This window comes from Exiguobacterium sp. s161 (assembly GCF_018619045.1).
GTDB lineage: Bacteria > Bacillota > Bacilli > Exiguobacteriales > Exiguobacteriaceae > Exiguobacterium_A > Exiguobacterium_A indicum.
The window spans coordinates 323148-344701 of sequence record NZ_JACSNH010000002.1; the positions used below are offsets into that span (position 1 = coordinate 323148).

Here is a 21554-nt window from a genome sequence, read left to right on the forward strand (position 1 = left end):
GACTCGTCGAGACAATAGAAAGAGGTGGCATTCCCAATGTACCTAGGAATGCCACCCCTTTTATAAAATTCGTTACGCAATCCGCTGAGCTAGTCGATCAACAAGAGCCTGCGACTCTTCGTTCAATCCAACGAGTTCAACTTTTTTGCCAAGTCGTTCGTATTTCAAGACGACGTTTTCGATCGCTTCGATAGCGGAATCATCAAACAAGTGACACGCTGAGAAATCGAGCGTGATGACAGACGATGGATCAGTTTCGAGCTGAAACTGTTCTGCAAATGCTGTCGTCGATGCGAAGAACAATGGTCCACGAATCGTATAACGGACTCGATCTGTTTGCTCCTTGCGCTCGACTTGAATACGAGAAATTTTTGACGCGAATAATAACGCAGCAAGCAAGATTCCGACAAGAACACCCATTGATAAATCGTTCGTCAATACGGTGACGAGAACGGTTGCGAGCATGACAGCAGAATCACTCTTCGGTGACGTCTTGAGCATCTTGAATGATCCCCAGTCAAACGTCGCATACGAGACGAAGAACATGACGCCGACGAGTGCTCCCATCGGAATCGTCATCAATAGATCATTCATCGTGAACATCAACAGCATTAAAAACACACCTGCTGTAAACGTCGACAAGCGACCACGCCCACCCGACGTGACATTGATGACCGATTGACCGATCATTGCACAGCCCGGCATGCCACCGAACATACCTGCGATGATGTTCGCAATTCCTTGTCCGCGTGATTCCATCGCTTTGTTCGACGTCGTATCCGTCATCTCATCGACGATTCGTGCTGTCAGCAACGATTCGATCAACCCAACGAATGCAAGTGACAAAGCATACGGGAAGATGATTTGGAGCGTCTCAAGCGAGAACGGAACATTCGGCAGGAAGAAGCTTGGTAACGCCGCTTCGATTTGCCCCATGTCCCCGATGACTCGTGTATCAAGTGAGAAGACGACCGTCAACACTGTCATGATCGTGATCGCAACGAGTGGTGCCGGGATCACTTTCGTCACGCGTGGGAATAACAAGATGATGGCGAGTGATGCGGCGACCATTGCGTACATGATCCAGTTCTGTCCTTCGAACTGCGGCAGTTGTGCCGAGAAAATCAAAATCGCTAAAGCATTGACGAATCCAACCATGACGGATCGAGGAATGAACCGTAATAACTTAGCAATTCCTAAAAATCCGAACGCGATTTGTAGAATTCCGGCAAGGATACCGGCAGCTAGTAAATAATCGACACCATGGTCCTTGACGAGCTGGACAACGACGAGTGCCATCGCACCGGTCGCAGCTGAAATCATTCCGGGACGACCGCCGGCAATCGAGATGACGATCGCAATGATGACGGAAGCGTATAAACCGACCATCGGATTAACGCCAGCAATCAGCGAAAACGCGATTGCTTCCGGAACGAGTGCCAAGGCAACGACGATTCCGGACAGCAAATCCGCTTTTGGTTGCAGGAACCACTCTTTTTTCCATTGAGTAAACATATGATGATTGAGACCCCTTTTCTAACATGAATGGTCTCAGTGTAATCCGATTAGTTTCAAAAAACAACCTTTTTAGGAAGTTCTGGTCCGCACACGGGCAATCTCATCGACCATCGCCTTATAGGTCGCCATGATTTCCTGACCCGCAAAGACCGGATCTTCGTCCATCGTCTCGAGTGCACGGCGTAGAAGATGAATTTTTGGTTTCTTCCGTTCGAGTAGTTCTTCATAGATGAAATCAAGAACCTCTTCATGGGCTTCCTTCGATTCATCGGAAATCGATGACAGGGTAATCAAGCGTTTCATATGCGCACTCGTCTTCTCGAACAAATCCTTCCGAATGACGACTTCATCTTGTGGACGGTCGAGCCAAACGGATAGGAAGCGCGGCGGAATCAACTGTTCTTCCGTCCGACTGACGTCTTCGACGAGATGCGTCAATCGATTGAATACGTAACGGACGACCCGTTCCGGCTGTGTGTTCGGTTCGGATTGACGGAAGAAGTACATCGCATATTGCAACATCCCTGTATAAATGACCGCTAAATCTAGAAGATACGGTTCTTTCGTCTGACCGAATAAATCACGTAATCGTTCAAACGTCCATTCGATCTCGAGAAGACGGTTATTCTCCATGAATGTCTTTAGTTCTTTTTCATTTGAAGCAATCGCCTCTTCGAACAACGTATACAATTTATATTTTTGCATCAGTTCCAAGTAACAGTTACCTTGTTGAATGAACGTCTCATAATCCGAGACATCTCGTCCGACGAGAATTTCCTTGCGCGCTGTCCGCATCTTTTCAAAGACGGTATTGAATACATCGATGAATAATTCATTTTTAGAGGAGAAGTAGTTATAGAACGTTCCTTTGGAAACGTTACTGTGCTCAAGAATGTCCTGGATGGACGTCGATTGATATCCTTTTTCGACGAATAGCTGATAGGCGGCATCTAGAAGTTGTTTCTTTTTTGGATTCATGGTCTTGTCCTTTTCTGTTCAAATGATTGCAATGGTTTAACAATCACTTATTTTAGTGTATGAAGCAAATAATTTGAATTCATTCGACTTAGCCTGGTAAGATAGCCAAGTTAGTCATAGAATTCAAGTCTAACATTTTAGACTCGTAGTACAAAAGGAGCATAACGAAATGCAATCAAGCAAGCAATCATCACGACTTTATTTAATTTTAACTGTCCTTATGGCAGGTGCGTTCGTTGCGGTCCTGAACTCAACGTTACTTAATATCGCCTTACCGTCGATCATGGGATCATTCGGTATTCAGGCAAGCACCGCCCAGTGGTTGACGACGGGCTATATGCTCGTCAACGGAATCATGATTCCGACGTCAGCCTTCCTTGTCCAGAAGTTTTCGACACGTCAACTGTTCTTGACGGCGATGACGCTGTTCTCACTCGGTACGATCATCGCTGGACAAGCACACGTCTTCCCGCTTCTACTCGGCGCGCGGATGATGCAGGCGTCAGGTTCTGCGATCATGATGCCATTATTAATGAATGTTCTTTTGACCGGTTTCCCGATCGAGAAACGCGGACAAGCAATGGGGATCTTCGGACTTGTCATCACGTTCGCCCCAGCCATCGGCCCCACATTGTCCGGCTGGATTCTTGAACATTATGAGTGGCGGATGTTGTTCCATCTCGTTACACCGATCGCATTACTCGTACTGTTCACGGGTGCTTTCTTGTTGAAAAAAGAGACAGTTCGTAGCACACTCAAACTCGATTTGTTTTCACTCGTTCTCTCAAGCTTCGGTTTCGGTGGTTTGCTGTATGGATTTAGTTCCGCTGGTTCTGCCGGATGGGGATCTTGGACGGTCATCGGATCATTGATCATCGGTGTGATTAGTCTGACTTCCTTCATTATACGTCAATTCATGCTCGAAGAACCGATGCTTGAGTTCGGGATTTTCCGTTATCCGATGTTCGCTTTATCGCAAGGAATTTCGATGGTCCTGAACATGTCGATGTTCTCCGCAATGATCTTGATGCCGATCTATATCCAGACGATTCGGGGTATCTCACCGTTTCACTCTGGTCTCTTGATGTTACCGGGGGCGATCGTCATGGCAATCATGTCACCGATCACAGGTCGTCTGTTCGACCGATTCGGTGCCCGGTTCCTTGCGATCATCGGCTTATCACTGACGGTCTTGACGACGTTCTCGTTCAGTCAGCTAGCTGCGGATACGTCATACGCGTTCCTCGTCATCATGTATACGCTACGTTTCCTTGGAATCTCGATGGTCATGATGCCGGTCATGACGAACGGATTGAACCATATTCCGCAACACTTGACGCCCCACGGTACGGCATTGAACAATACGTTGTCACAAGTATCGGGTGCGATCGGTTCAGGTCTGCTCGTGACGATCATGACATCGCGGACGAAACATCACGTTCCGGAATTCGCTTCACAACCTGAAGCCGCTAATCCGGAATGGTTACAGATGCAGGCGATGATCGAAGGGATCAACGATACGTTCTTCATCGCGACGTTACTTGCACTCGCGGCATTGATTTTATCGTTCTTCATCAAAAAACGACGGACGACGACACTTGCAGTCGTCGAATCCGTCGATCAAGAACAAAAATATGCATGATCTGACTCTCCCCTGTCTATTCAGACGGGGGAGTTTTTGTTTTCGTGTAACACTCTTTTTTGCAGTTGCTGTCGATCGTAGATTCGTTGATTCGTGCTGCCCCGAAAACGTGTCGTTCGGTCGAGTTTCGACAGGATGAACGGACCATCGATGAGTCCATCTAGTCGCAGTATTAGTGGATACCATCGTTGACGTCTTAAGATTTCCTCTAGTACATAGCCAGTATATAAAATGACGTCATAGTCTGGTCCAAGTCGTTCAAGTAGTTGCACAAGTGCTGCCGCTTGAAGCATCGGCTCCCCACCGGACAATGTCAAACGACGATTTCCGATCGCCTGAATCCGTTCAACTGTTTCTTCAATCCTCCACTCCACTCCACCTGTCGGGTCCCAGGAGGACGGATTATGACAGCCGACACAGTGGTGTGGACAACCGGCAAGAAACAGGACCGTTCGCAAACCGGGTCCATCAACGACAGAATCAGGATGAAGGGAAAGAACGCGTAACATCGTGCTTCACCCGATTCTGCTCTTCAGCCCGTTTTGCCTCATTCCAACGGTCCAGTGTACCGACGAGATATCCTGTGATGCGTCGAATCCGTTCGATCGATCTACTTCCGCAAACCGGACACTGATCCTCGATCGTCTGCTCCGTTCGACAATCAAGACAACGATCGACGGGATGATTGATTGACCCATAGCCGATTCCAGCTTCCGCCATCAAACGAACGATGTCTTCAATCGCTTGTGGATTTCCGGCAAGGGCGCCATCTGTCTCGACATAGGTGATATGTCCACCATTACATAATGCATGAAACGGTGCTTCGAGTTGAATCTTTTCACGGATCGTTACGGGCGCATCGACAGGGATATGAAAGGAATTCGTGTAATACGGCTGATCGGTCACTCCTTTGATTTCACCGAAGTCACTAGCATCACGACGTGTGAACTTACCTGATAACCCTTCAGCTGGAGTTGCCAGTAAACTGAAGTTCAATCCCGTCATCTCGCCATAGTTGTCGATGACCGTTCGCATCGCTTGAATCAAGGCAATACCAATCTGGTGCGCCAGTTCGGAATACCCATGATGATTGCCCGTCAAAACGGTCAAACATTCCGCGAGACCGATGAAGCCGACCGCTAACGTCCCGTGCTTGAGGACCTGACCCACCTGATCCGTACTTTTTAGCATCTCACCGTCTTTCCAGACATGTTGATATAAAAATGGAAACGCGTCAGCTGTTCGACTTGCCTGGAACTCATAACGCGCAATGAGTTGCCGGCATGCAAGTCTTGTCGTCTCTTGGACGGCTTCGAACATTTGATCGACGGTTTGACTCTGAAGTGCCAAACGGACGAGATTGATGCTCGTAAACGATAAGTTCCCTCGCCCTGTAACGGACGGGATGTCTCCACGATCTTCAAACACACGGGTCCGGCATCCCATGTACGCGACTTCGGCTCCCCCTGGTTGCTCCTGACGGTTGAATGGTGCATCAAGAAACGCAAAGTTCGGAAACAGTCGTTTTCCTGTCACGCGGGTAGCAAGTTGAAACAAATCGTAGTTCGGGTCTGTCGGTGACAGGTTGATGCCTTGTTTGACTTTAAAGATTTGAATTGGAAAGATCGGCGTCTCCCCTCTTCCTAACCCACGTTCCGTCGCTGTCAGCAAGGCGCGCTGGAAGAGCCGCCCTGCCTGCGTAGTATTCGTTCCATAATTGACGGATAAAAACGGTACCTGTCCCCCACCGCGTGAATGCATTGAATTCGTATTATGGATGAACGCTTCGCACGCCTGAAACGTCTTTTCATACGTCTCCTGCCATGCGCGCCGCTCCCGTTTGCGTCGCTTCCAATGCGGTACAAGATCTTGTAGTTTGGTCCATTCGCGTTGGTAGGTCTTTTCGACGAATGGTGCTAGATCATCGTCAAAGGTCGCAAAGGCTTGTCCGCCATGCTGCATGTTTTGATTCGCCTGGACGATGATTGCTGCAAGGGCGAGGGCGGAACGGATGTCTTGCGCTGGACGGATTGAACCGTGTGTCGTCTGAAATCCGTTTGAGAGTAGCTGACCGAGCGGAATCTGGGCACAAGTCGTCGTCCCGGTCACGTAATAATCGGCGTCGTGGATATACAAGATGTTGTCGTCAAGCGCCTGCAAGACATCTGCTTCGAGATGTTGTCGCATCATCTGTCGCGCTGCTTCCCCAGCAATCCGCTGTAATTTCGCTAGCGGTGTTTTGCCATCAATGTTTGCATTCTCTTGTTCGATATCTTGCAGTGGTGTGAGTAACGCTTCTAAGCTCTCCATGATTCTTTTTCCTCCCACGTTTTTTGTAATCACTATAGCGAGAGTTCAGAAACGTTCGCAATCCCTGCACAACTTACGATTTTTTCAACTGTTTCAGCCGTTCTGTCATCAATCTGTTCGATTTATCGTTCAAATGTCTGCATCTTACTCGTTTTAGCCAAACGCAGGAATTTGGACGAATCTCACACGAGGCACGACAAAAAAGAAGAGGCGTATGATATCGCCTCTTCTTCATCTCTTCATTCTGCTTCGAGTAACGCGTCTGTCGCACTCGGCAACTTGACCCGGAAGACCGTTCCTTCTCCAAGGATTGATTCGACTTCGATATTGCCATCATGAGCGCGAACGATTTCCTTACAGATCGATAATCCAAGACCTGTTCCGCCGATTTTTCGGCTGTCTGAGTTGTCGACCCGGTAAAACTTACTGAATAGATGCGGCATCGAATGACTCGGAATCCCGATCCCGAAATCGCGAACGCTGAGTTCGATTTGATTGTGTTGGTGAGTCATCGTGACGACGACATCCCCGCCGTCCGGTGAGTACTTCACCGCGTTATTCAAGAGATTACCGAGTAACTGTTTCATGCTGTTCGCATCTGCCTCGACCATGAAGTCCTGTTCATCATTCAAATCAAGTTTCAGGCTGTGTTGCTCCGTCGCTGCTTGATAAAACTGAATTTGTTCCTTGACGATTTCTTTCAGGTCAAAGATTTGTTTGTCATACTCTTGCTTTCCTGACTCCATCCGCTGAACGTTCAAGAAGTCGCTGACGAGATCGGTCAGACGCTTCGATTCATCGTGAATCGTCTGCAAGTATCGCTTGTTCCGCTCAGGATCCAAATCCCGTTTCAACATGAGCTCCGTAAAGCCATAAATCGAAGAGAGCGGTGTTCGAAGTTCATGCGAGACCGTTGAGACGAGTTCCGACTTCACGCGGTCGACTTCTGTCTCAGCCGTGACGTCACGGAAGACGAGAATCGTTCCTTTTGAATGTCCCCCGTGCGCAATGGCTTCGGCATAGACTTGAATGAAGTATTCCCCCTGATCAATCGACAAGGAGAACATGCCCTCCGGAATCTCACCCGATAAGACTTCTTCAAAGTATGCTTCAAACGCTTCCTTCTGGTCCATCTGTTCGAACATCGTTTCCGGTCGGACTTCAAGGAAGGTCATCGAATCGTTGTCTTCTTCGACTTGTAACGACTGGAAGATATCGAATAACGCCTGATTTCCTAAGATCGTCTTCTCTTCGTGTTTGATGTAGAGAATCGCTTCCCGAACGGAATTCAGCAGTTGTGCCGTCTCTTTTCGTTCGTATTCCATCTGTTCGTAGAGTGACATTCGCATCAATGAGATCGCAATCTGTTTTGAGAACGATTCCAGTTCCGCTAGATCCTGTTGGTTGAATGGTGCGTCAAACCGTGCTAGATAAAGACAAGCAATCAATTCTTCTTTTGCCGGATCCATGATCGGAATGACACCTTCATATACGTGATACGGATACTTGATCAGATCGTCGTTCGCGACCTTTTTTGAAGAATGTGCGGTTTCCTTTGAAATCATGACTCGCTTTAGTAGTAACGACTCCGTCTTCAGGCTTTCTTGTTGTTCTTCTGTCATTTCTTTTGGAACGACTTGCGCGATTTCATTGTTCTTAATCAATAACAATGCCCCGAACTCTGTCTTCGTCAACCGGACAATCGTACTGATGACAGACGAGTAATCGAATAAACTCTCCTTTGAAGCAAGCGTTTCGATCAGTTCATTCCGATCCTGCAAATGGAGTTCATTCGTCCGCGTCACTTCAAGAGCACGCTCAAGCTCATTCTGTTTTTGCTTCAATACTTCCTGATTGTGTTCCATTTCTTGATTCTTAGCTGACAATTCCGCATGTTGTGATGAGATCGACCGTGCCATCTGGTAAAACGATGCCGTCAATTGACCGACTTCATTATGGCTGTCGACATCGTGCTCGAGCGAAATCGACTTGCCTTCTGCAAGGCGACGACTCTTGACGTTCAATTCGCGGAGTTGTGACGTCACCCGATGTATCAACGGACGGACGATGAACAATAGACAAAATAAAAAAATCATCAAGTTCAAGAACCAGAACCATTGTGTCTTTTGTAACTGGTCAAGTACTTGCTCCTTCGTCCGACCGTCTGCATTATCCACGTATAAATAACTGGCAACCGATGTGATGACACTTAGTGCAAAGACACTATAAAAAATCGCCATCAACTGTCTGCCCAATTTCTCAGTCATCCAGTGTTTCATATTCATAAATCCTCCTAGCAATAAGTTGCCCTTCGTTCAAGATTGTTTCCTCCTCATCTATTATCATCTAATGATTCCCGGAAACATCCCTCTTGAATCCTTTACGGTCGGATAGGCGAGAGTCCAATCCCGGTCACGAGGGCAATCGCATCGACGATTTGTCCTTTCGTCAGATCATCCGTCTCGATCTGTTGACTGAACAATGGATCGGTCAGTTGACGTAAGCGTTGTTCTGCCTGTTGACCGCCCCACGAGTTTGGACGCTCAAAGCGGCTGATCAGGCGGCGTTTGACAGTTGTCTCCTTCGCCATCAGGGCGATATGACGGACGTCATGACCGTTCGCTCGTAACGTCCCGATGATTTCCTGAAAGTACGCTGGATTCGTCAAGGTCATCGGCACGATGATTCGCGCATCTTCCGTATCGAGCTGTTCGAGGAGCTGTCGATTAAACGTGCGCCACAACGGCTCATCCTGAAAATCGTTCTTGTTTTCCGGCAGTTGTGCCCGTAAGAAATAGCCTGTCTCTTCCGGGTCAAAGATGTATGATCTGCTCCAACGCTTTTGTAATCCTTTTGCTGCTGTCGTCTTTCCGACGCCAAACGTACCGTTAATCCAAATGATCATCTTCTTCTCCTCCACCCTGTTTTCTGTTGTACTATACTGCAAAAGTAGTCGACAAGTTTCAATCGGTTACAAAAAAACACTCCGTTGAAAAAACAGAGTGTTTAGCCATATAACCATGTGATTAAAAACGGTGCGATGACGCTGGCACAGACGGCCGTCAAGACCATCGTCAACAGACCGACCGCCCCTTCGCGTTGGTCAAGACTCATCGATTTTGTCGCGCCCATGACGTGGGCAATCGATGCTAGCCCAACTCCGCGACTGACGAAGTGCCGAATCTTCAAGCCCGTCATTAATTTTGGTCCGACGATTGATCCCGTTAATCCGGTCAATAAAACGAAGGCTGCCGTCAGCGTCGTCGTCCCGCCTGCTTTTTGTGAGATCGCTAAGGCAACGGGTAACGTGACCGATTTCGGCAACAAGGCAAGGTTCGTCGTCCGCTCGAGATGAAGCAACAGACCGAGTAACAGATCTGAACTCATTGCAATACAGGTTCCAAGCAACACACCAAGTCCGATTTCCGGTAAGAAACGCCGGACGTGATGTCGGACACGATAGAGTGGAATCGCAAACGCCGTGATCGCTGGACCGAGCATTTTCGACAAGTATTGTCCCCCTTGCATGTATTCTGCATGTGAGACGCCGCTATAGACGAGAATCACGATCAGGACAGCCGTCACCGTCAGGATCGGTAACGTCCAGACACGAGGATGACGTTGATAAAGGAACATTGCGCCACTGAATAAAAGAATGGTTAGGATGATCCAGAACAGTGTCTCACTCATGTGGGTTCACCGCCTCTTTCCGGTGTGCCAAGCGATCGACGATGTACGCTGAGCCGACTAACGTCAGCAGGCTGCTGACGACGACGATCAACACGACTTGAAGACCAGATGTTCGAAGGAATGTCGTATAATCCATGATTCCGGACAGTGCTGGAACGAAGAATAACGGCATGACGAACAGCAGAAAGGTTCCGCCCCGTTCAACAGCGACGAGAGGAAGCAGTCGACTTTTTAACGTCACGTACAGCAGAATCAAGCTGATGATGTTACCGGGTAATGGTAACTGGAAAGTTTCGCTCACCCAGTCCCCACTGAGTGAAAAACAAAAAATAAATGCGATTTGAGCAATGATTTGAATGATACGCATAACGCATGACAACATGATAAAGGTCCCCTTGTTAACAGTTTCGGGTCTTATTATCCGCCTCTTTCCTTCAATAATCAATGAAATCTAGTTAATCAACTGAAGTAACCGTTCTCATGAAAATCTACACCTTTTTTGTATTAGCACAAACAAAAACCAGTCAGTCGTGTATCAGTACAAAAAATGATTCGAGACGAACAATAAGCGCAATCCTTCTCATAAGAGAAAAATTGCGCCTTGTCTTCATTTTGAAGATGATTCCTTAGTGGAATCGTCTCCTCATCTTGATCACATGACCCGTTTGAATAACTTCTCAAGTTCATATGTCGTCCATTCGATGATGACCGGACGTCCGTGTGGACACGTGAACGGCATTTCCGTTTTCGCTAGATCGTCAATCAACCGGCGCATCATCTCATCGTTCAATGGATGATTCGCCTTGATTGATTTCTTACATGCCATCATGATGGCGGCATCTTCCCGATACATCTCGAGATCGATTTTTCGCTTCATCAAGGCTTCATCGAGTAATTCCTGAATCGTCTCTTCCTGCCGATGGGACGGGAACCACGTCGGAACTTCTCGGACGATGAAGCTTTGTGGACCGAATGCTTCGAACTCGATGCCGACGTCTTTTAGCAACGGAAGGACTTCATCCATCCGTTTCATATCATCCGACGAGATTTCGAACGTATACGGTAAGAGCAATTGTTGCCTCTGTTCCGGTGGTCGACCGAACATGACCTTATACGTCTCGTATTTGATTCGTTCCTGTGCTGCATGTTGATCAATCATATACATCCCGTCTTCCCCGGCACAGACGATATAGGACGAATGAAGTTGACCGATGACGTCAAGATGCGGAAAGCGCGGACGCGCGGCTGGTTCCTCAATCGGTTCAACAAAGTCTTGCTTGACCGGTTCGATGGGCTCGAACAGATCATCCTCGTTGCTAAAAGGTAATGATTTCTCGACAGGTGGTCGATCGTCTTCTTGCGGCTTTTTCGGAATCGGATAATTCCAGACCGCTCGCGATGACGTTTCTTCGACCGGTTCAGCGACATAAGAAAAATCGAGTTTTTCCTGGCTACTCGGATCTTTTTTTGGTTTCGGTGGCGTCACTTTCGGAATCAGCGTCTCCCGGCTGAGCGTCATCTTGATCGTCTCCTGGATCAACTGGCAGAGCTCCATCTCTTTTGAAAGACGGACTTCTCGTTTCGCCGGGTGAACGTTGACATCGATCAAGAGTGGATCCATCGTCACCTCGATGACCGCAATCGGATACCGCCCGATCGGTAAGAGCGTATGGTAACCGTTCAAGACCGCTTGCGTCAGGGCGAAATTTTTGACCGAACGTCCATTGAGAATCAACGTGATGTAATTCTTTGAGGCACGGGTCACTTCCGGTTTGACGAGATGACACGTCAATTGATAATCGGCATTCGCACCTTTAGCGACTAGTGTTCCTTGAATCGTTTGATGACCGTAGACACTCGCCAGTGCTTGCCGGACGTCTCCTGATCCGTTCGTCTGGATCAAAGTCTTCCCTTCATGCGTTGCTCGAAGTTTGACGTCTGGATGAGCGAACGCCATCCGGTTCAGCACGTCCGTGATCGCCGCAAGCTCCGTATGCGTCGTCTTCAAATACTTCAGCCGTGCCGGTGTATTGAAGAAGAGATGCTCGACCGTCAATTCCGTTCCCCGGTTCATTGCTGCTGGTGTCCGTTCAACGACCGTCCCGTACTCAAGCGTCACTTGAATTCCTTCCGCGTCCTCACGTTTCGTCTTCAATGTCACTTTACTGACGGACGCGATCGAGGCAAGTGCCTCTCCGCGAAAACCAAGTGTCTTGATTCGGAACAAGTCATGCTCGTCCTTAATCTTACTCGTCGCGTGACGGACGAAAGCCAGTTCAGCGTCATCCGGGTAAAACCCGTGTCCGTTGTCGCGGATCGTCATCCGTTTCATTCCAGCTTCTTCGAGTTCGACATCGATTTGGGTCGCACCGGCATCAAGTGCGTTCTCGACCAGTTCCTTGACGACCGATGCTGGTCGTTCGACGACTTCTCCCGCCGCGATCCGGTTCGCTAAACTATCGGATAATTCACGAATGATTCCCACTGCATTCTCCTCACTTTCTCGCTTCGGCTTGTAGACGATACAGCGTATTCAATGCCTCGAGCGGCGTCATATTGATCAAATCAAGACTCGCCATCGTCTCTCGCAGAGGATCCGCATCTGAGAACAGACTGAGTTGATCAATCGGCTCCTCCTGAACAGGAGCTTTTACAGGTGCTGCGACCGGAACAGGCTCAGCCTGCTCGAACTCGGACAAGAGGACTTGTGCCCGTTCGATCAGACTATCTGGTAAATCAGCTAACCGCGCGACATGGATTCCGTATGATTGGTCGGCTTTTCCGTCGCGTACTTCATGCAAGAAGACGACACGCCCATCTTGTTCAACGGCACGGACGTGAACGTTCGCTAATCGATCAATCGATTCTTCGAGCACCGTCAGTTCATGGTAATGGGTCGAAAATAGCGTCTTCGCTCCGACATGCCGGGCGATGTGTTCAACGATCGCTTGTGCGAGTGCCATCCCGTCGTACGTCGAGGTCCCGCGACCGATTTCATCTAGCAGGATCAACGATCGGTCCGTTGCACGCGTCAACGCTTCTTGTGTCTCGACCATCTCGACCATGAATGTCGACTGTCCACTGACGAGGTCGTCTGCCGCCCCGATCCGGGTGAAGATTTGATCGAAGATCGGCAGTTCCGCTTGAGCAGCTGGTACGAACGAGCCGATTTGGTGCAATAGAGCAATCAATGCGAATTGTCGCATATAGGTCGATTTACCGGACATGTTCGGTCCAGTGATCAACAGCATCTCGCGTCCTTCGTTTAAGGTGATCCCGTTCGCGACGTATTCACCGCGCGGTAAGACTGTTTCGATGACCGGGTGACGTCCTTGCTGAATATCAACCGTTCGTCCCGTCGTCGTGATTGGTCGGACATAGTCGTGCGTTTCAGCAATCTCAGCTAGTGCGACGAGGACGTCGAGTTCCGCGATCCGGCGACTGACCCGTTGTAAGCTTTCGATGTGTCCTTTGACTTCATCGCGCACTCCACAGAAGAGATCGTACTCGAGCGTGACACTCTTCTCTTCCGCACCAAGGATTAATGCTTCTTTTTCCTTCAGTTCCGGTGTGATGTAACGCTCGGCATTGGCAAGTGTCTGCTTCCGTTCATACCGTCCTTCTGGCAACAGCTTGGCATTGGCTCGTGATACCTCGATGTAATAACCGAAGACGCGATTGTAGCCGATCTTCAACGTCTTGATGCCGGTTGCTGCCCGTTCACTGGCTTCAAGTGTCGCAAGCCATGTCTTTCCGTCTTTTGAGGCGACGAGTAACTCGTCGAGATCTGCTGAATAACCAGCCTTAATCATTCCGCCCTCTTTCGTTGAGATTGGTGGTGCTTCAACGAAAGCACGATCGAGCAAATCGCTCAATTCGTCGTGCGGATCGAGTCCGAGACTGAGCTGACCAAGACGTTCGCTCATCATCTCCTCGAGCGCTGATTGAATGCGGGGAATCAGCCGTAACGTCGACTTCAATTGAACGAGGTCGCGCGCTGAAGCCGTACCGTAACCGACTTTTGCGACGAGTCTCTCGAGATCATAGACTTCGCGTAACGTATCTTTTAATTGCTGACGTTCGAAGTAGTGTTGCAACAATTCCTCGACAGCGTCGAGCCGCTCGGTGATCACGCGTTCCGATAACAACGGTTTTTCAAGCCAGCGTTTCAACATCCGTCCGCCCATCGCTGTACCTGTCACGTCAAGTAAACCAAGCAACGAACCCTTTTTATCTCCTGTCCGTGCCGAGCGGACGAGTTCGAGATTCTTGACCGTATTCGGCTCGAGTTGCATGAAGTCGCTCGCTTCATAGACGACAGCAGGTTGTAGATGTGTCAACGCTCGTTTTTGTGTATCGTGCATGTAGGCATAGAGGACCGCAAAGGCTTCCGCTTGGGCTGCATCAATCGCACGGTCACCGTGCGGATGCGTCTCGCGCCGTGAACTACGCGTCAGTGGAATCCGTAAGTGTGCGAGCGCTGTCTCATGTTCCTCTGTCGTGACGATGATTTCCCGTGGCAGGATGATGCTCAGTTCTTTGACCACACCGTCGAGTGTCGCAACGCTAGTCAAGGCACTCTCACCGGTCGAGACATCACCGCGAGCAATCCCAAAGCGACCGTCCTGTTCGACGACCGCGACTAAGTACCGATTCTCTTTTTCCGTCAAGGCGGACATCAACGTTCCCGGTGTGATGACTTGGATGACTTCGCGTTTGACGAGTCCTTTCGTCAACTTCGGATCCTCGACTTGATCACAAAGCGCCACTTTATAACCACGCTCGATCAACTGTTCGATGTAGCCGTTCGCTGCGTGATGGGGCACGCCACACATCGGAATCGGATGTTCCGCGTTCTTGCCGTTTTTCGCCGTCAGCGTCAACTCCAGTTCATGAGCGACTTTCTTGGCATCCTCAAAGAATAATTCGTAAAAATCACCGAGTCGATAAAACAAAAAGGCATCCGGATAATCCGCCTTGATTGAGAAGTATTGTTTCATCATCGGAGTGTTGTGTACTGCTTCCATTCTTCCACCTCATTCGTAGAAAAAGCCGACGGATGTCCGTCGGCTTTTCGTTCATTTCGTGATTAGTAGCCGCAACCGCCGCTTTTGTTTTCTGCTTCCATGCCGCTACCTGTCTTACCAGCGAGAACATCTCCGTCCGTCGCTTCGATGATTTGATCCGTAATCCCGTTCGAGATCGTCACCGTGATGTATTGGAGAAGTCCGTTGACTTCTTCTTGTGTTTCTTGGAACTGTTGGACAACAGGCATCTCATCGAGCTCAGCGAACAATTTATCGAGCTTCGCTTCGACACGTGCGAGTGCTTCTGTTTTGCCGTAATGTTGGCAGTTGACTGCCTCTTTTTGAAGGAACTTGATTTGTTTCATCATCTTTTGGACTTTTTCATTCCCATTGATGTTGGCTTCTGCCGCTTTAAATCGTTCTACTTCCGGTGTCTCTGAAATCATTTTGGCGATTTCATTGGCTTTTTCGATGATTTGTTCATCTGTATACATCCACATTCGTCCCCTCTATCGTTAGCGAACACGTCGCTTCCCTTAGCATTCTGAACGATTCCTCGTTCTGTCGCATTCATTATACCGTTCTCGCGATAGAGTGACAAGAATAGTTCCTTATTCAATCGAACGCCATAATAGATAGGCGGCGTGACTACGGACAGGGGCAAATTCCTCCGCCAGTCGCGTCGCTTCTTCCACCGTCGGTCGGTAACCGAGCAACCGTTCGAAAGCCCGTAATATCCCGATGTCCGATGCCGGAAAAAGGTCCGGACGACCGTATCCGAACATCAGGACGTTTTGGACCGTCCATGGTCCGACGCCTTTCAGTGCAATCAACGTCTCAGCGATTTCTGCATCGTCGGCTGACATCAATGCATCGTAATCAATCGTTGCTGTCGCTACGCCAAGCAGATAATCGACTTTACGTCCTGATAGTTGTAGAGCAAGCAAGTCCTCGCGACGCGCTGCCGCTAATTGACGCGGTGTCGGCGGAAGAATGATTCCGTCCTTGACCGTTCCGAATGTTCGAAAGACACGTTCCGTCAACGTATGGGCAAATGAGAGATTGATCTGTTGATGAATGATCGAGCGAATCAAGGCCGTGAACGGTGAATGATCAAGCACGAGTCGTTCATCGCCGAACCGTTCGACGATCGCGTGTAACGACGTCGCCTTGAGACGCTGCGCAGGATTTGGCTCATTGAGTCGAAACCGTCGATTGAGTTGCGTCAGCACCGCTGTTTGCGGTCCTGAACCGTCAATCCGTAACGTGTAACCATCGATGGCTTCCATCGTCGTGATGTATGCCTGATCGTTGATGAAGATCGGAACGACGAGTCGCCCATCCTGTTCGATTTGTAACGGGTCTTCCGTCAAACGAGATACGATTCCTTTAAAATCAAATGCTTCCGACAACGTCACATCATGCGTCCACCGGCTCATCCGACGAACACCTTGATCGCACCGAGAATCAAACCGATGATGAATCCACACAACGCCCCGTTGACCCGAATCCATTGCAAGTCACTGCCGACCTTATCCTCGATCATATGAATCAGTGTCTCCGTATCGAACCGGTTTAAGTTCTCGCGGACGAGTCCACCGATTTTTTGGTGATTTTGTTCGACGAAACGAACGAGTTGCTCCTTCATCCATTGATCACTGCTATCTTTGAACGTCGGATGCTGTTCCCAGTCGTCTAAAGCGCGCGAAAGCATCGGCATCGCCCGTTCCGTCCAGAAGGCATCTGACGTCAAGTAGCGTTCGAGTTCGATCAAACCAGCATCATACGCGCGTTCAATGACCGGAACGAAGTCAAACCGGTCGACCTCGCTTGCCTTCCAAGCATCGATTTTTGCTAGACGCTCTTCATCAATCGATAACTGTGCCAGATTACGACGCAGATGATCAAGAATCGCTAAACGATTCGGGTGATGGACGTGTCGCATATCTTGAATGACCGTCAACAAGACACCTTGAATGACAAGACTGAGTTTTTCTTCTGAATAGACTTTTTGGACGGTTCGCGCCGTCACCCGCAAGAACGTATTCTTTTCTTGGTCGATCATCGCCGTATAGGCAAGGCGCCCAATCTGGTCTCGGATGACGGGGTCTTCGAGCAGACGTTGCCCATAACCGAGTAACTGATCCATCAGCCACTCGTCGAGTCGACGTTCCTCATTTAACTCCATCGCCCGTACCGCCAGCCGTTTTGACGGATACGCTTTGATCGTCTCCGTCAACCGTGTATTCGCAAACTCAAGAATCGCCTCTTTCGGTAATTTCCGGATCAGACCGACCAATAGTTCGGTAACGGTCGCTCGAAAAGCAGGCAGAACGAGAATCGAACGTAAGATTTTGATGACACGGTCTGCGAGCGTCATATGCTGGAGCTTCGCGACGATACTCTCTTTATTGAGCAAGTCCGTCTCGAGCATATGAACGATTGATTCGATGACCCGTTCCCGATTTTTCGGCAACAGGTTCGTATGGGGAATCTTTAAGCCGAGCGGATGGCGAAACAATGCCGTGATCGCAAACCAGTCGGCAATCCCACCGACGAGTCCGGCTTCAAAACCACTCTGGAGCCAAAAGACCCACGCATTTTCTTTAAATGGCAATGAGACGACGAATCCGACCGCCATGAAAATCAACGAGACGGTCGCAAGCCGCCGTGTCGATGTTTTAGGTTGTTCAAGTGATGACACATCGTTTCCTCCTTCAACTGAGTCACTTATCTACCTTACGAACGGGACAAGGATTAGGTTTCGACACGAAAGAGCCCCAGTCATCGACTGGGACTCCCTATGTACTTAAAACGTATATTCACCAAAACGGTCGCCATCCCATGTCGCGGTTGCCGTTGAGACAAAATAGACCAGTCCGTTGCCGAATGTATTTTCCATCAATGAAACGAGTTGTTGACCATTCGTCTGCTCGACGAACGCTAATCGGACTTCCTCTTTCCCTTGATAAATCCGTTCGTAAACGCTTAAACCGCGTGCATTGAGAAACGTACGCGCCGACTCGAATTGAATCGGACCGACTTCAGGTCGTCGTTCCTGAATGAACGACTGACATTTTTGCTCGAATGTCTCCATGGTTCTTCACTCCTTTTCTCTTTCTGTTCATGGATATCATGTTCCCGACTCTTCCTCATCATAATCCTCAAATGTGAAAAAAGCGACAGATGCGTCGCTTCTTTCATCATTTTACGACGATTTCTCATAATCTGACATCAAACTGTCGGGCAACATGAATCGCAGACGTCGTCGCCCCGATCGTCCCGGCACCCGGAAAGATCGTGTCCCCGATTGCAAAGAAGTGATCGATGCCTGTACGAAACGGAGCCGCGAACAAGAGACTTGTACTCGGACGTTGCGGATATCCCCCGACTCCACCGTCCGGACGGAACGTATAGCGTACCCACGCACCGGGTCCACCCGGATGGCGTTCGATCGCCTGTTGACGGAAACCTGGAAACTGTTGTTCAAGAATAGCTTCGAAGATTGCCGACAACTTCTCGACTTGTTCGTCGTAGCGTTTCCGGTTCGTCTTATCGAACGTACCAATCGGAACATGGCATGACATCGTCAGCGTCCGCTGACCGGCTGGTGCACGTAACCGGTCATCTGGACGGGAGAGGGAGATGAAGGCATGACCTGAAGGTAGGGACGGATCATGGACTTGCCGGAATGCTTCATCAGACAAAATGACCGACTCCGGTATCGCCGCATAATACGTAAAGGTCGCCCATTGCTGTAGCTTTTCTTGTCGCTGGTACGTCCGTCGTAACGTTCGTTTCATATCCGTACTGACGACTTCCCTGATGCCTTCAAGCGGAACTGCGCAGATGACAGCATCAGCAAGCATCAAGCGTCCGCGACGATCCTCGATCAAGAAACCATCCGGTGTCTTTCGAATCGACGTGACTTTTCGCCCAAGGAGACAGGTTGCCCCGCTCGCCTCTGCTGTCTCTTTTAATTGCTCGGCCAGTCGGTATAATCCACCTGGGACATAATAAGCACCCTCGTGGTAAATCGATAAGGCGACAGCTCCTAGTAAAGCAGATGCTTCCTGCCCTGTCTGCATGCTGTCGAGTAAGATCCCGTCGATCACTTGTGCGAACAGCGTATCCGCTAGTCGATGTTTGCGTAACAGATGACCAATCGTCAGCGGAAAATATGGTAAGAGGACGACACTTTTCGTGTGACGGACTAACCGCCGGACGTCGGCTAAATCTTGAAGTGGCAATGCCGGCAGTTCTGCCATTAGTGGACGAATTGCCTCGTGTATCTGCTCGATTTCAGCAAAGAATGCCCGAATCGACGATGCCTGCTCCGGAAAATGTGAGGTCAATTCGGTTAGAAACGCATCACGGTTTTGATAATAATGAATCAATCGTCCTTCGATGCGAATCGTCATGACGACGTCGAGTGGCTCGACTTGGTGCGTCACTCCGAGATGATCGAGCACACGGGCATGAATGCCACCTGGTTCAAATCCCATCCCAAGGGTCGCTCCAACTGGATACGTCAAGTCCCGGCGTGTGAACTTCCCGGCTGACCCTCCCCATTCACGGCTTCCTTCAAGTACCGTGACGGCATGTCCTTCTTGTGCAATCAATGCCGCAGCCGTTAGACCGGCAATTCCTCCGCCGACGATGACGACCTGTTTCATGATGGTTCCTCCTCCGTGACTCGATTTTCTTTAAACAGGAAATTGCGGATTTCGCGGAAGACCGGCTCCCGGCGATGAATCGTGAAGTGATCATACTTATAGGATTTCGTCTGAATGTTATCCGTGTAGTTCTCGAGTGCAAACGAACTATTTAACGAAATCAGATTGAAGTCGCCTCCTTTGGCACCAAACGAATAGACGAGTACGTCGCGTGGCCACGTCTCAAGCCGTTGGGTCAGATTGTTCATCGCTGGAGAACCTTTCGCAAGATCACGTATCGCAGGACTGTTCGTATTCGTGCCGAGTGGCGCAAGTGTCAAACCAAGTTTCGCGTAATCGGAACCGGCGATCGGTGAGTCGAGCGTCACGACTTTTCGGACGTGATACGGCATCTCCTCTTGGACTGTGTAGGCGACGACATCGACACCACCCATGCTGTGCCCAACGAGCTGAATATCGGCAAAGGTCGCTTTTTGTTTCGCATCGTAAGCTGCAATCGCTGCATTCAACCACTTTTGCTGGTCGGCAAGGCTTGCCTCATCATCTGCGAAGACGATTCGGACAAGTGGGTAGCCGGTCGGCGAGGGTTTGACGCTACAGGTTGCTTTTCCGGAACGAGTCACGTCACATCGACCACCATCATCGGCGACTTTTTTATTCGTGAAGTTTTGAATCATCGGCACGAATGTCCGCTCCGTCCCGAATAACCCATGAACGAGGAACGTCGGCACGATTTCACTCTTTCCTTGTGTAACGATCTGGCGCGTTGGTGGCGGCGCACTTGACGTATCCTCCGCGAACACCCACCACGCGCCTCCCCCGACAATCAAACAGACGAGGAGCGAGATGCCGATCGTCTTTAACTGTTGCCGGCGCAAACGACGGACACGGTGAAAGACCCAGTAGAGGAATAATCCGAAACCGATCAATAACACGATACCAGTAATGATCCAACCTGTCGGATTCGGTACATACGCAATCAACTGTAGCTGGTTGGCTTTCGTTCCGTATAATTTCCATGACACATCATGATAATTCGACCAGTCGATCTTTTCTCCATTTTGGAGACCGATTACTTTCGGACCGTGGAGCTTGATCTCGATATCGGCTTGACGGATATACCGGTCGGCGAGTTTCTTGACCTGTCCTGTCGGTTGATAGCCTTTGATATTCAAACGATCGATACTGAGATCGATGTTCGTATCCAGTCGATACGTATCAAACCAAAAACCATCCGATTTTTTCATGTCGAACTTCGTATCAGGTGGAATGAGAATCCCTCCGATACCTGTCTTCCATTCGTCCTTAATCGACGTCATGTCCTTGAAGTTCGCGAATGTCTTCTGCATCCGAATCCCTTCATAGTCATCCTTCGTCTTGAACGCCTTCGCTGCATAACCGTTCTTTTCTGCCTGTTTAACATAACTATTCCAATTCGGATTTAGGTTCAGTAAACGCGCTACCGGGTGTTCCTTTGCGGCATATGTCGTCTTTAAGGTGACACTCTGGTCGGTATGGATCGTCGCATCATATTGGATGCGAATACAACCCCCAAGGAGCAGCGTCAGCATCAAAAATGAGAGCAAAATCCCTTTTTTCTTCGTACTCATCAGGTCACATCCTTTCCTCATCTGTTATTCCCTATCTCGCAAAAGTAAAAACGGTCGACTTTGATTCTTTCGTCATGACGCACTTCAGGCAGCGAATCGCTGA

At 49.3% G+C, this 21554-nt stretch carries 17 protein-coding genes; 1 reads left to right on the forward strand and 16 read right to left on the reverse strand.

The window, feature by feature from the left end:
• Positions 1–72: 72 nt before the first annotated feature.
• Positions 73–1515: a SulP family inorganic anion transporter gene (locus KNQ14_RS09210; protein WP_214747808.1), complete on the reverse strand. Its 1443-nt coding sequence runs from the start codon at positions 1513–1515 to the stop codon at positions 73–75.
• A 72-nt stretch (positions 1516–1587) separates the two neighbouring features.
• Positions 1588–2496 carry a TetR/AcrR family transcriptional regulator gene (locus tag KNQ14_RS09215; protein WP_214747804.1) on the reverse strand — a complete coding sequence of 303 codons (909 nt, stop codon included), beginning with the start codon at positions 2494–2496 and terminating at the stop codon, positions 1588–1590.
• Between the two features lie 169 nt (positions 2497–2665).
• Between KNQ14_RS09215 and KNQ14_RS09220 the strand changes: the two genes are divergently transcribed.
• On the forward strand, positions 2666–4138 hold the full coding sequence (locus KNQ14_RS09220) for a DHA2 family efflux MFS transporter permease subunit (RefSeq protein ID WP_214747801.1): 1473 nt from the start codon (positions 2666–2668) through the stop codon (positions 4136–4138).
• Positions 4139–4158: 20 nt separating this feature from the next.
• Here the strand turns inward: KNQ14_RS09220 and KNQ14_RS09225 are convergent, their stop codons facing one another.
• The 14 genes from KNQ14_RS09225 to KNQ14_RS09290 all read right to left on the reverse strand — a co-directional run bounded on the left by KNQ14_RS09225 (position 4159) and on the right by KNQ14_RS09290 (position 21454).
• Positions 4159–4647, reverse strand: coding sequence for a 4Fe-4S single cluster domain-containing protein (locus tag KNQ14_RS09225; RefSeq protein WP_214747798.1), 489 nt, complete (start codon positions 4645–4647; stop codon positions 4159–4161).
• Complete coding sequence (locus KNQ14_RS09230) at positions 4619–6481, reverse strand: anaerobic ribonucleoside triphosphate reductase (protein ID WP_214860796.1); 1863 nt, start codon at positions 6479–6481, stop codon at positions 4619–4621. The genes KNQ14_RS09225 and KNQ14_RS09230 overlap by 29 nt, the downstream gene beginning before the upstream one ends.
• A 206-nt stretch (positions 6482–6687) precedes the next feature.
• Complete coding sequence (locus tag KNQ14_RS09235) at positions 6688–8727, reverse strand: ATP-binding protein (RefSeq protein WP_058265170.1); 2040 nt, start codon at positions 8725–8727, stop codon at positions 6688–6690.
• Positions 8728–8828: 101 nt separating this feature from the next.
• The gene (locus tag KNQ14_RS09240; protein ID WP_214860799.1) at positions 8829–9353 is read right to left on the reverse strand and encodes an AAA family ATPase; all 525 of its coding nucleotides are present in this window, start codon (positions 9351–9353) and stop codon (positions 8829–8831) included.
• Between the two features lie 101 nt (positions 9354–9454).
• Positions 9455–10138 carry an LrgB family protein gene (locus tag KNQ14_RS09245; RefSeq protein ID WP_023467718.1) on the reverse strand — a complete coding sequence of 228 codons (684 nt, stop codon included), beginning with the start codon at positions 10136–10138 and terminating at the stop codon, positions 9455–9457.
• Positions 10131–10505, reverse strand: a complete 375-nt coding sequence (locus KNQ14_RS09250; protein WP_251138356.1) for a CidA/LrgA family protein — start codon at positions 10503–10505, stop codon at positions 10131–10133. Before KNQ14_RS09250 ends, KNQ14_RS09245 begins: the two co-directional genes overlap by 8 nt.
• Before the next feature lie 285 nt (positions 10506–10790).
• Positions 10791–12623, reverse strand: coding sequence for a DNA mismatch repair endonuclease MutL (mutL, locus tag KNQ14_RS09255; RefSeq protein ID WP_214860809.1), 1833 nt, complete (start codon positions 12621–12623; stop codon positions 10791–10793).
• Positions 12624–12633: 10 nt separating this feature from the next.
• A complete protein-coding gene (gene mutS / locus KNQ14_RS09260; protein ID WP_214747783.1) occupies positions 12634–15165 on the reverse strand; it encodes a DNA mismatch repair protein MutS in 2532 nt (843 codons plus the stop codon).
• Positions 15166–15227: 62 nt separating this feature from the next.
• Positions 15228–15665: a YlbF/YmcA family competence regulator gene (locus KNQ14_RS09265; RefSeq protein WP_023467714.1), complete on the reverse strand. Its 438-nt coding sequence runs from the start codon at positions 15663–15665 to the stop codon at positions 15228–15230.
• A gap of 111 nt (positions 15666–15776) precedes the next feature.
• Positions 15777–16604, reverse strand: a complete 828-nt coding sequence (locus tag KNQ14_RS09270; RefSeq protein WP_214860811.1) for a DNA-3-methyladenine glycosylase family protein — start codon at positions 16602–16604, stop codon at positions 15777–15779.
• Entirely contained in the window at positions 16601–17869 is a 1269-nt protein-coding gene (locus KNQ14_RS09275; protein ID WP_055967116.1) for a DUF445 domain-containing protein, read from the reverse strand. Before KNQ14_RS09275 ends, KNQ14_RS09270 begins: the two co-directional genes overlap by 4 nt.
• A gap of 105 nt (positions 17870–17974) precedes the next feature.
• A complete protein-coding gene (locus KNQ14_RS09280) occupies positions 17975–18262 on the reverse strand; it encodes a hypothetical protein (RefSeq protein WP_029341204.1) in 288 nt (95 codons plus the stop codon).
• Between the two features lie 124 nt (positions 18263–18386).
• Complete coding sequence (locus KNQ14_RS09285) at positions 18387–19841, reverse strand: phytoene desaturase family protein (RefSeq protein ID WP_214860814.1); 1455 nt, start codon at positions 19839–19841, stop codon at positions 18387–18389.
• Positions 19838–21454 (reverse strand): alpha/beta hydrolase, encoded by a 1617-nt coding sequence (locus KNQ14_RS09290; protein WP_214748243.1) that lies wholly within the window; start codon positions 21452–21454, stop codon positions 19838–19840. Before KNQ14_RS09290 ends, KNQ14_RS09285 begins: the two co-directional genes overlap by 4 nt.
• Positions 21455–21554: the final 100 nt, after the last annotated feature.

Excerpts from the sequence above, each read along its gene's own strand:
- KNQ14_RS09210 (WP_214747808.1), bottom strand. The coding sequence starts at position 1,515 with ATGTTTACTCAATGGAAAAAAGAGTGGTTCCTGCAACCAAAAGCGGAT.
- KNQ14_RS09215 (WP_214747804.1), bottom strand. The coding sequence starts at position 2,496 with ATGAATCCAAAAAAGAAACAACTTCTAGATGCCGCCTATCAGCTATTC.
- KNQ14_RS09220 (WP_214747801.1), top strand. The coding sequence starts at position 2,666 with ATGCAATCAAGCAAGCAATCATCACGACTTTATTTAATTTTAACTGTC.
- KNQ14_RS09225 (WP_214747798.1), bottom strand. The coding sequence starts at position 4,647 with ATGTTACGCGTTCTTTCCCTTCATCCTGATTCTGTCGTTGATGGACCC.
- KNQ14_RS09235 (WP_058265170.1), bottom strand. The coding sequence starts at position 8,727 with ATGAAACACTGGATGACTGAGAAATTGGGCAGACAGTTGATGGCGATT.
- KNQ14_RS09240 (WP_214860799.1), bottom strand. The coding sequence starts at position 9,353 with ATGATCATTTGGATTAACGGTACGTTTGGCGTCGGAAAGACGACAGCA.
- KNQ14_RS09245 (WP_023467718.1), bottom strand. The coding sequence starts at position 10,138 with ATGAGTGAGACACTGTTCTGGATCATCCTAACCATTCTTTTATTCAGT.
- KNQ14_RS09250 (WP_251138356.1), bottom strand. The coding sequence starts at position 10,505 with ATGCGTATCATTCAAATCATTGCTCAAATCGCATTTATTTTTTGTTTT.
- mutS (WP_214747783.1), bottom strand. The coding sequence starts at position 15,165 with ATGGAAGCAGTACACAACACTCCGATGATGAAACAATACTTCTCAATC.
- KNQ14_RS09265 (WP_023467714.1), bottom strand. The coding sequence starts at position 15,665 with ATGTGGATGTATACAGATGAACAAATCATCGAAAAAGCCAATGAAATC.
- KNQ14_RS09270 (WP_214860811.1), bottom strand. The coding sequence starts at position 16,604 with ATGAGCCGGTGGACGCATGATGTGACGTTGTCGGAAGCATTTGATTTT.
- KNQ14_RS09280 (WP_029341204.1), bottom strand. The coding sequence starts at position 18,262 with ATGGAGACATTCGAGCAAAAATGTCAGTCGTTCATTCAGGAACGACGA.
- KNQ14_RS09285 (WP_214860814.1), bottom strand. The coding sequence starts at position 19,841 with ATGAAACAGGTCGTCATCGTCGGCGGAGGAATTGCCGGTCTAACGGCT.